General features: G+C 41.9%; 9 protein-coding genes and 1 other annotated feature. Of the genes, 7 read left to right on the forward strand and 2 right to left on the reverse strand.

Annotated features, from left to right (window positions below; translation table 11 throughout):
* Nucleotides 1-190 precede the first annotated feature (190 nt).
* From IGI86_RS06440 to IGI86_RS06465, 6 genes are all read left to right on the forward strand, one after another.
* On the forward strand, nt 191-955 hold the full coding sequence (locus IGI86_RS06440) for an ABC transporter ATP-binding protein (RefSeq protein ID WP_005236606.1): 765 nt from the start codon (nt 191-193) through the stop codon (nt 953-955).
* Nucleotides 945-2999, forward strand: coding sequence for an FtsX-like permease family protein (locus IGI86_RS06445; RefSeq protein WP_005236604.1), 2055 nt, complete (start codon nt 945-947; stop codon nt 2997-2999). The genes IGI86_RS06440 and IGI86_RS06445 overlap by 11 nt, the downstream gene beginning before the upstream one ends.
* A gap of 189 nt (nt 3000-3188) precedes the next feature.
* Nucleotides 3189-4271: a M42 family metallopeptidase gene (locus tag IGI86_RS06450; protein WP_008381585.1), complete on the forward strand. Its 1083-nt coding sequence runs from the start codon at nt 3189-3191 to the stop codon at nt 4269-4271.
* Nucleotides 4272-4280: 9 nt separating this feature from the next.
* On the forward strand, nt 4281-5066 hold the full coding sequence (locus IGI86_RS06455; RefSeq protein ID WP_228100676.1) for a DUF975 family protein: 786 nt from the start codon (nt 4281-4283) through the stop codon (nt 5064-5066).
* A gap of 207 nt (nt 5067-5273) precedes the next feature.
* Complete coding sequence (locus IGI86_RS06460; RefSeq protein WP_086317214.1) at nt 5274-6014, forward strand: MBL fold metallo-hydrolase; 741 nt, start codon at nt 5274-5276, stop codon at nt 6012-6014.
* Nucleotides 6015-6032: 18 nt separating this feature from the next.
* Nucleotides 6033-7037 (forward strand): lipoate--protein ligase, encoded by a 1005-nt coding sequence (locus IGI86_RS06465; RefSeq protein WP_005236575.1) that lies wholly within the window; start codon nt 6033-6035, stop codon nt 7035-7037.
* A 47-nt stretch (nt 7038-7084) separates the two neighbouring features.
* Here the strand turns inward: IGI86_RS06465 and proS are convergent, their stop codons facing one another.
* Entirely contained in the window at nt 7085-8518 is a 1434-nt protein-coding gene (gene proS, locus IGI86_RS06470; protein ID WP_005236573.1) for a proline--tRNA ligase, read from the reverse strand.
* A 41-nt stretch (nt 8519-8559) separates the two neighbouring features.
* Nucleotides 8560-8764 (reverse strand) — a binding site (T-box leader).
* Between the two features lie 96 nt (nt 8765-8860).
* Nucleotides 8861-10573: a hypothetical protein gene (locus IGI86_RS06475; protein ID WP_196044345.1), complete on the reverse strand. Its 1713-nt coding sequence runs from the start codon at nt 10571-10573 to the stop codon at nt 8861-8863.
* Between the two features lie 306 nt (nt 10574-10879).
* On the opposite strand from IGI86_RS06475, the gene IGI86_RS06480 reads away from it, so the two are divergent.
* Nucleotides 10880-11398, forward strand: a complete 519-nt coding sequence (locus IGI86_RS06480; protein ID WP_016613282.1) for a signal peptidase I — start codon at nt 10880-10882, stop codon at nt 11396-11398.
* Nucleotides 11399-11408 lie beyond the last annotated feature (10 nt).

Below are 11408 nucleotides of genomic sequence, written 5' to 3' on the forward strand. Positions count from 1 at the left end.
ACAATATATGGTGTATATTCATTTAGGTGTTTCCGAGAAAACTTGATAAGATTAAGGATTTGGTTGTTCCATGTTTCACATAATGAATAAAAACTTTTTTAAATTTATTTTTTCTCTGTTTTGAAGCAGAAGTATTCAATGATAAAGTATGCTACCATAAGGAGAGAATTTTTTTAAAGGAGGGTTCTGTGTGAAAAATATGATCGATGTGAAGCATCTGACAAAAAGTTACGGCACCCGTTTCAATCAAACCAAAGTATTAGATAACCTTTCTTTTGCAGTGGATCAAGGAGAATTTGTTGGGGTCATGGGGCCAAGCGGTGCTGGGAAAACGACCTTGATGAATCTTTTGTCTTCAATCATGCGACCTAGCTTAGGCTCGATCTATATCGATGGCAAAGACATTACCCGAATGTCGGAAAAAGCCCTCAGCGATTTTCGCCGTCAGCAGATTGGCTTCATCTTTCAAGATTTTAATCTTTTAGAGACATTGACAGCCAGAGACAATATTTTGCTGCCTTTAGCGATTGATCGCTTGCCCGTGAAGGAAACCCAAGTACGTATCGAGGAGACGGCCAATTTGTTAGGGATCGAACACTTGTTGGATCGCTACCCAGAAGAATTGTCTGTAGGGCAAAAACAAAGGGTCGCTGCTGCTCGGGCGATCATCAGTCGTCCGGCGGTCCTTTTTGCTGATGAACCCACGGGAGCCCTTGATTCAAAAGCGGCAACAGAATTGTTACGGTATTTAGCGCAAATCAATCAACAAGAAAAAACGACGATCTTGATGGTCACCCACGATCCTTTTACCGCCAGCTACTGCAATCGGATTCTGTTCATTCGCGATGGTGTCTTCTTTGCGGAAGTTGTCAAAAAAGGCAGCCGTCAGGAATTTTTCGAAAAAATCATCGATATGCAGGCTACGATTGGAGGCGGTCCGCGCCATGTTGTTTAAAATCGGCTGGCGGAGTTTTTTGCGGCAGTTTCGCAATTATATGGTGTATTTTATTTGTATGATGACCGCCGTGATGATTTTTTATTCCTTTAACGCCTTGATGAATGATCGTCTGCTGAATCAACGGGTCCAGCAAGACATCCGCATTGAAGGGGTTTTAGGATTCGGCAGCAGTGTGGTTGCCTTTGTCGTCTTGTTTTTTATGCTGAGTGCCAATCATTTTTTTCTTAGTCAGCGACAAAAAGAAATCAGTGTTTACCAGCTTTTGGGGTTGCGGCAAGGTCGTCTTGCTTGGCTGTTGCTACGGGAAACGTTTTTACTAAATTTTTTCTCTCTAGTGACCGGTATCTTTATGGGAATTATTTTTTCAAAATTCTTCTCAATGATTTTGATTCGGGCGATGGGCCTAAATTTGACCAGTCATTTCTTTAATTCACCGCAATCGATTTTTTCGACGGTCTTTGTCTTTATCGCCGCAATGATTATATTGAGTATTCAAGTGATCCTTTTTGTTTGGCGTACCCCAATGAGTGAATTGATCAAGACCGAATACCGCTTACCGATCAAAAAAATGAAAATGACTCCGTTTCGTACATTGATGGGGGTCCTAGGTCTGATTTTACTTGGGGTAGGGTATTATCTGTCATTGACCCTAAGGGAAACATGGACCAACTATATCACGTATACGCAAGATTTTTCAGCGATTCTATGGATCCCTTTACTGATTCTATTTTGCTGTATAACGGCAACCTATCTCTTTTTTGATTGTTCCTTGCCAGCACTGTTGTATTTTTTGAGTAAACCAAAAAAACGCCTTATCAAAGGGGCGAAGTTGATTGCTTACAATAACGTGCGTGCTTACTTGCAAAGGACGTGGAAAAGCTACGCCCTTTTGACGATTATCACTGCAATCGCGATTTCATTGATAGGGGGAACAATGGGGGTCATCTCTTTGAATTACCAAGCAACGAACCGTATCTATCCAACTTCCTTTCAGGTGTCAGGAGAGCAGGCAGGGGCCTTGCGTACCCTTTTAGAAAAGTCGGATGTGCCAATTACAGCGGAACAAGCAATTCCCTACAAAATGACCAATATGACGGTGCAGACACGCTACCTAGGAGAGTTGCAAGATGAAAGTGTCGAAAATATGATGGTGAATCTGGTGGCACTTTCGGATTATCAGCGTCTGCGAAAACTGGTTCCGGGTGCTCCTGAGATTCGACTGAGTACTGATAAGCAAGCTGTACTTTTTGACAGTCAATACGACGTAACTCGCTCATTTATCACATATCGCGATGAAGTCAAAGTCGGCAGTCAGCATAATTTTAAACTCATTCAAGCCGAACAAGATTATTTTGGTGATAGTGCTTTACGCTATTCTTTACCCAATGTCCTTGTCATTCAAGATGAGGCGTACCAACAAATCAAAGGATTCACCTATACCATTGCTTATTTACAGACCGAAAAGGTGCAAACAGACGCGCTGACACAGTTGTTGGATGAAGAGCTGCCAATCGAGTGGGCGCATCCATTGACCTATGAATTTAGCGACGACCAAAAAAACGTACGCTTTTATCCAGAGACCGCTCGGGATTCAAGTAGTGATAGTGGTCAGACGACCGCATATCGGCTAACGTTAGCCAATCGCTTTACAACAATGCGCGGGGTGCGACGACAAGCAGGAATCATTTTGTTCGTATCGCTATTTGTTGGGGTGATCGTTTTGATCACCACGTCTAGTAGTTTGATCGTTCGGCAATTTTCTAACACGGAGCGGGAAAAGTACAATTACCGACTATTGACAAAATTAGGCTACACCCGTAATGAAGTGCGCAAGTTGGTGTACTGGCAAAACATTTGGATTTTTATGCCTGGCACCTTATTGGCGATTTTGCATGCGGTATTTGCCATCAATACTTTCACACAGATCATCGATAGTCCCGGGTATTGGGTTGCTCATTTGTTTGCAGCAGTGGCAGCAGTCGTCTATCTGTTTGCCTATTTGATTACCGTCAAGCTGTGTCTGCGGATTATTGAAACTTGATTGAATTCTTTCTAAAACGATCCCTAGAATTGAAGCGAACCTTAAAGGTTAGACCAAAAAATCTAACCTTGAGGATCACTACAAAACGAGGAGCGTTTTTTTCATTTAACCAATCTTTTTGTATTTCCCTCTGGTACCAGATTAAGAGAATGGTATAATCATAATCAACGAGACAAAGGAGGAAGCGAAATGGAGAAAAAAGAAGAACAGCTTTTAATAGACCTAACGACTGCACGTGGGGTTCCTGGGAATGAGGAGGAAGTGCGTGAAGTCTTTAAAGAATATGCCAAAGACTTTGCTGAAGATATCTTTTTTGATGGTTTAGGAAGTGTCATTGCCAAACATGTTGGTGATGGCGGCGGTCCGAAAATTTTTATTTCGGGACATATGGATGAAGTCGGCTTTATGGTAACAAAAATCACAGAAAAAGGCTTTATTGAATTTCAAACCCTTGGGGGCTGGTGGGGGCAAGTGATGCTGGCACAGCAAGTGGAGATCAAAACCAATGAAGGCAAAGTGATCCACGGTGTCGTCGGCTCAAAACCACCCCATGTGTTGAGTCCAGAGACTCGAAACAAACCTTACGATATCAAAGATATGTTCATCGATATTGGCGCGTCAAGCGAAGAAGAAGCCAAAGGTTGGGGCATCCGTCCTGGAGACATGATCACTCCCTATATCCAATACAAACGGATGAACGACAGCAAATTTTTGCTAGCAAAAGCATGGGACAATCGAATCGGTACGGCGGTATCACTGCGGGTATTAGAAACCTTGGCAGCAGAAGGACATCCAAACTGCTTGTTTGCCGGCAGTGACGTGATGGAAGAAGTTGGACTACGAGGTGCGCGAACAAGCACTCACTTAGTGAATCCTGATATCGCTATCGCACTAGATACTGGTACCGCTGGGGACACACCTGGAATGACACCAAAAGAAGCGGATTCTGTGTTAGGCAAAGGCCCACAAGTCTTGATTTTCGATGCTTCCATGATTCCTCACAAGAAATTATTGAATTTTGTGATCGATGTCGCCGAAGAGATGGAGATTCCCTTCCAATATACCGTAATCACTGGTGGAGGAACTGATGCCGGACAAATGCATTTGACTCGTGATGGGGTTCCTTCGATCGCTATTACAGTGCCCGTTCGTTACTTGCACTCGCATACTTCCGTCATTCATGAGGATGATTACTTTAATACAGTTAAGCTTGTAACGGAAGTGGTCCGCCGCTTAGATGATAAAACCGTTAAAGCATTGCGCAGTTATTAAGGTGAGCCTATGAGATCAAACACAATGATTCGTGAGACGGCTAAAAACTCCTTGCGAGGATTCTGGGGAACGTTCGTCTTAAGTATTTTAGCGACGGTTGCCGTTCAAGCGGTGGTCAGCTCGCTTTTTAGTAGTATTGGGACTTCTTTTGGTGCAAACAATGCAGGGAGCTGGATCGATCTGATCTTGGATAATTTTGTCTTCTTTGCGTTTTCGGTAGCATTGAGTATCATGGCACTCTATCTGGTTCGTGGCAGAGGAATCCAGGTGGCGGATATTTTTCTAGTCTTTGATAAGCGTCTGTATGTACCGTTTTTGCTATTAAATTTAGTGAGCGCGCTTTTAAATTATCTTTTGAGTTTTGCGATTTTCTTGCCGCAGTTTGTCTTATCAGGACTCAATCAGTATTTGGACTTGGTATTAAATTTTAATCGGGGAATCTCTGTTGATGTGGCTATGTTTAATGGTTCGGTCGCTTTTGTGATTGGGACCTTTCTCTCCATCATTTTGTTCTTCTTTTTGTCACAAGTCGTTACTGGTGTGATCCAATTAGCAATCTATCTGCGCTATGATCAACCGGAATTAGGGGTTCTTCAGTCTATCAAAGTAGCCTTTGCTCTCTTACGGCCGCATCTGGGGCAATACATTTGGCTGCAGTTATCACTGATTGGTTGGTTTATTCTGGGTTTCTTGGCGCTTTTGATCGGGATGTTGTGGGCAAACGCCTATGCGTATGCGGTCAACGCAGCATTCTATGAAGAATTGATCAATGAACAACGAGCGCTGATCAGATAAGCAAAAAAAGACGACGTACCATTGGAATGGTTCCTTAAGGATAGAGTTGAACACTCATTCAAGGGATTCATCAATAGACGTCGTTTTTTTCTCATTTTCTTGATCCTTTTTCGCAAAAAAAATGGTCGGATTTTAGTCAAATCAGCTGAGATGTGATAGCATAAAAGAAGTAGAAAATCAGCTGGAGCCAAAGAGGAGGAAACACATGTGAAAATAACTGTCTTAGGCTGTTTAGGTGCCTATCCGTATAATGGTGAAGGGACTACTGGCTATTTAGTAGAGTCAGATGGCTTTCATTTGCTGCTTGATGCGGGAAGTACCACCTTGGTCCAATTAGAAAAGATCCTTGATCCCTTAGACTTAGATGCAGTGATTTTGACACATTACCATCACGATCATATTGCGGATCTGGGGGTATTACAATACTATTGGCAATTATATCCCGAAAACGAAGAACGGCAGGTTTTGCCGATCTACGGTCATGGGGAGGACAGGGTTCATTTTGAAAGTCTGACGATGCCGGGAGTGACTCAAGGATTTGATTACCTTCAGTCTAAGTCGTTGGAATTGGGCCCGTTCACCATTACCTTTATGAAAACGATCCATCCAGTCACTTGCTATGCCATGCGATTTGTTGAGAAAAGTACGGGCAAGGTCTTTGTTTTTACTGGAGACTCTGGCTATTTAGAATCTTTCGTTGCGTTTGCTGAAGGGGCTGACTTATTCTTGGCAGATACCTATCTTTTTGCAGGAAATGAGCGGCACAAGGCTCATTTTACTTCAAAAGAAGCAGGGGAGATCGCCCATGCAGCGCAGGTGAAAAAATTAATGTTGACGCATTTGCCGCAACACGGTGACTTAGAACAGTTACGAGAAGAGGCTGCGCTAGCTGCCAATGGAATCCCTGTTGAGTTGGCGGCTGTTCAAAAAATAGTAGAAATCATCTAATTAGGAGGAACGAATAGTATGCTTTTTGTACCGAATGAACTGAACGACCCACGCATCAATTTAGCCATCGAGATTTTTCTTCTTCAAGAAATGAAAGTGGATGAACCAATCTTACTTTTTTACATTAATGAACCATCGATTATCATTGGACGCAATCAAAATACGATCGAAGAGATCAATAAGGAATATGTGGATGAACATGGTATTCATGTCGTTCGTCGTTTCAGCGGCGGCGGAGCAGTCTATCATGATTTCGGAAACTTGAATTTCAGCTTTATTATGCCTGACGATGGCAATTCTTTCAGAGATTTTGAAAAACTGACCAAACCAATCGTCCAAGCCTTGCATGAGATGGGTGTTGAAGGGGCGCAACTAAAAGGGCGCAACGACCTTGTGATCAATGACATGAAGTTTTCTGGGAATGCGATGTACGCAACGAATGGCCGGATGTTTGCTCATGGGACGATCATGTTTGACAGTGACATCAATGAAGTGGTCAACGCCTTGAAAGTCCGCAAAGACAAAATCGAATCAAAAGGCATCAAATCGATCCGCTCAAGAGTGACCAACATCAAACCATTCTTGCCAAAAGAGAAGCAAGACATGACGACTGAAGAGTTCCGTCAAGAAATCTTATTGAAGATTTTTGGTGTCGATTCCGTGGAAGAAGTCAAAACCTATGAACTGACTGAAGAGGATTGGGTCAAGATCAATGAGATTTCCGATAAGTATTATCGCAACTGGGATTGGAATTACGGTAAATCTCCAGCTTTTGATATTGAACGCCGTCATCGCTTCCCAATCGGCTCCATCGAAGTTCGTTTGAATGTGGCAGAAGGAAAAATCACGGATGCCAAAATCTTTGGCGACTTTTTCGGACTAGGGGACATTGCAGATGTCGAACAAGCCCTGATCGGAACTCGTTATGCCAAGGAAGATTTGGCACAAGTCATCGCCAACATTGATGTTAAAAAATATTTTGGCAACATCACGCCTGAAGATTTTCTTTCATTGATTTATTAATCAAAAAACGAAGCAGCCTTTTCAATCTGGCTGCTTCGTTTTTTCTATTAGTATGCGCGGGCGATCCAAACGGTATGCTTGGCAGGTTTGCCACTGACGATATCGACTGTTTTTTCCATTGGTGCTTCAAACGGAATGTTTCGGGTAGTAAAGCCGGTTTCTTCTTTGATTTTCGCTTCCGTTTCTTCCGAGCCGTCCCAACCGATCAAAACAAAGCCAGTCACTTTGTCTTCTTGTTTGCACGTTTCGATATGGGCTTTTAGTTCATCCAATGTATCGATGTTGGTGTACTCATTATCTTTGTTACGTTCCTTCGCAGCTGCCAATAAGCGTGGGGTCATTGCTTGCAGTTCTTGATCAACGAAGGCTTCCAAGTCCTCAAGGGCGACTGTTTGCTTGTCAGCCAAGTCGCGGACTTTGACCATCACTTTGCCAGCTTCTAAATCTCTTGGGCCACATTCGATTCGCAAGCAAGCGCCTTTTAGTTCCCATTCATTGAACTTATAGCCAGGTGAGTTATCAGAATCATCCAATCGAACACGAATGCCCTTGGCTTTAAAGTTGGCATACAGTTCTTCTAATTTTTCTAAGATGGCTGGATTCTTTTTCCATGGACCGACTGGTAACAACACAACTTGGGTTGGTGCAATGGTTGGTGGGAAAACTAACCCATTTTCATCGCCATGGGTCATGATCAAGGCCCCCAACAAGCGGGTAGAGACACCCCAAGAGGTTGTGTGGGCATGGACATGCTTGTTTTCTTTCGTTAAATACGTAATATCAAATGCTTCAGCAAATTTTGTCCCCATGTAGTGGCTGGTTCCTGCTTGGACTGCTTTGCCGTCTTTCATCATCGCTTCGATCGAATAAGTATCAACTGCTCCAGCAAAACGCTCAGAAGGGGTTTTTTGTCCGCGATAAACAGGGATCGCTAGGAATTCTTCGCAAAGGCGGGCATATTCATCCAAGATTTTCATGGTGCGTTGACGTGCATCTTCTTCGTTTTCATGAGCGGTATGGCCTTCTTGCCATAAAAACTCTGAGGTACGCAAGAAAGGCAATGTTTTCTTTTCCCAACGAAAGACGTTTGCCCATTGATTGATTTCATAAGGCAGGTCACGGTAGGAGTTGATCCAATCAGAAAAGGCAGAGCCAATCATGGTTTCTGAGGTTGGACGCAAGGCCAAAGGTTCTTCCAATTTTTCATTACCGACTTCTGTGACCCATGGCAATTCAGGCGCAAAACCTTCAATATGATCGGCTTCTTTCATAAAGAAATTTTGCGGAATCAGCATTGGGAAGTACGCATTGCGAATGCCCTCTTTTTTCAAGAATCGATTGAACTCTTCTTGGATATGCTCCCAAAGTTCGAAGCCGTCAGGACGGAAAATAATGGAGCCTTTCACTGGGGAGTAAGCCATCAATTCGGCTTTTTGGATCGTTTGGATATACCATTCTGTAAAATCATTTTTTTGTGTCATTCTTTTTCCTCCTTAAAAAAATAAAAAAGCATCTCGTCCTAAAAAAGGACGAAATGCTTGGATTTCGCGGTACCACCTTTGTTGATTATCTATCGGGATAATCCAACTCGTAAAGGATAAGGCCTTTCCACCGACCGTTTTGCGGTCATTGCCATTGGGTAGGTTCATTTTATCAGTGGGTGTCGATTTTTCAGCTGCCATCGACTCTCTAAGACCATCATAAAACTACTATTCCAATGCTTGTTGCTGTTCTTTATCATGCTAAAGCGAAAAAGCGAAAAAAGCAAGAGTTTTTTCGCTTTTTCTTAAAATCGCTCCTTTAAAACTAATGTAGCAAGACGGTCAGTCGAAAGACAGCGGATCTATTTTCGCCCTAAGTGTCAAATGCAAGAGGTGAAGCCCGTCAGTTTCTTCAATCCGGATACTTCCTTGGTAGGTTAAACAAAGTTGTTCTAGCATTTGCATGTCAGCCTGCATCGCCTGTCGTTTGGTTTCATTGTTCTGTAGTTTTTCTGCTTCTTCATTTGAGAGAAGCGGCATTTGGCAGTCGATATGCAACTGGCCGTTCGTGTCATTCACCCTCAACGCGAGTCTTCGCTTTTGAGGATCAGTGACCGCACAAGTGTATCGGATGGCGTACTCTAGGCAATGAGCAATCAAGGATAGACGATCATTTTCCGCCAATTGTTCCAGTGGTTCTATGATGCCATCACAGGCAAAGGTGATCCTTTTTTGAGCAGCTGTGTGTTTATAATTAGCAAGCAGCATCGTCGTGAGTGATTCTTTTTCAACGGAAGGACTCGTTAACTGCTGCTTGATCTGTTCTTCAATCTCACTAAGGCCTTCATAGGCCGCTGCCAACTGCTGATCTTCTAACATATCCTTGACCGTATGGGTTCTTTGTTTGATGGTCCGTAAAACTTGCTGCCATTTTAACGTTTGTTCAGGGCTGATCGCTTGTTGGTTCTCATATAAACGCACTTTGATGTCTGCCGTATCGATCTGCTTATTTTTACCCTCGCTGGCAAAAAAGAGTTCAAGGAAGCCGTAGCAAGTAAAAATGATAATTAATAAGAAAAAGATGATCGAACGCCAATTGATATCAGATTGTGGCAAAACTAAAATATCCTGAATATACAAGAAACAATGACCAATAGCCGCAATCACGATCCAAGGCGCACAAATGACATAAAAAGGATTTTTTTTCAATGCTTCATAGATTGCTGCAAAAGAAGTAATGAAGGTACTGGTAATATTCAACAAGAACATATAATTCATGATGACGGGCAAACTTTGTGCTTGGAAAAGTGCGAAAAGTATCGCTAACAGACCGAATGAATAGTGGAAGTATAACCATTTCTGGTAGTACTTGCGAATAAAATGCATATTCGTGCAGTAAAAGCCGATCAAAAACATTGGTGTAATAATAGAAAGAATATTTAACATTACAGAGTTGACGATTGGGGGAAACAGTAGTCCACCAAGCATATCGCTGAAGCCCGCTTCCAAGCCTGCTGTTAAGGCAAAGCCGCTGAATAAGAGAGAAGATATTTTCAGCCTTCGTTGATTGATAAAAGAAACTAAGACATAAAATAAATTGATGATACAAATAAAACCAGTAAATAAAAGAATGTAAATATTTAAAATTGACAGACTGAAGACATAGCCGATCAGTGCATTTGCAGGGCCAAAAAAGACTTCTGCTGGGAAGCCAGAATAGGTGTCAAAAGGACTAGTCACGTATATTTTCAAGGTTTTACCAACATAATCCTCAGGCAAGGTGATAAAAGACAATGTTTTGCCTGGATGATTGAGAGTCAGTGGATCATTGGGCTCATCGTTGGTGTAAATTTCTTGATCATCGAGATAGACAGTCATGTGTTGATGATCGCCAATTAGTAACATTGTAGGGTATTTATAATCGTTGGTCATTTTTCGCTTCATCACAAAACGATCATTGGCTTTTACACTAGGTAAATGTTTCACATAACGGCTAATAAAAGTAGATTCGGGATTGTCCTCAGCATAGAAAATCCAGTCTTCCTTTTTCTCCACTGCATGGATATCAGAAGTTGGGAATAAAAAAAGAACGAGAAAAAAGACAATACTTCCCAGTAAAAATAGGACCAGAAGGATGAAGGGAATCCAACGCTTTAAAAAAACTTGTTATTTAAAAAAGGCATACTTTTTCTCCTCTGTTTTTTAATCGCCTTTAGCATAATATAAATAATTAAATAAAGTCAAATAATAATCGAGTAATCTTCGTATAAAAATTCAACGAAACGTTTTTAAATATTTGAAAAAAATAGAGTTATGTTATAGAATCATAAAAGAAACTGAGGTTTAGAAGGAGAATAGAAAATGAAGCTTTTTCCAAAACAAAGTATCATGCTCTCACTTTTTGTACTGATGTTCATGCTGCTGTCTGTACTAATTGTGGTGATCCCACATGCGTTTGGTTTCACAATGGCTATTGTTGCTAGTGATGCAATGGAACCGACATATTCTGAAGGGACACTCCTTTTTGTAAAAAAAGCTTCTGAAGATAATTTAGTGGTTGGCAACGAAGTAACGTATTATGTTGATCAAGGTAGACAGATGCGGACGCGGCGAATCGTTGCGGTTGGGGAAAATCAATCGGTGCTCTACACCATTGGCGACAATCAAAATCAGATGGAACCAAACGAAATTCAAAAAAGTCAATTGATTGGCCAGCCGATATTTTATATTCCTAAAGTAGGGGCCTGGTTGAACCAAACGACGATCCAGCTGTTTAAAAACATGTATCTTCTTTTCGCCTTGTATATATTAGCAACGACGATGTTTGTTACGTTTTACCAAATCAAATCTGGCTCAGTAAAAAAGACGATCACTTCTTAATAAATCAATG

It is taken from the genome of Enterococcus sp. AZ188 (assembly GCF_050544075.1).
Lineage (GTDB): Bacteria > Bacillota > Bacilli > Lactobacillales > Enterococcaceae > Enterococcus_D > Enterococcus_D entomosocium.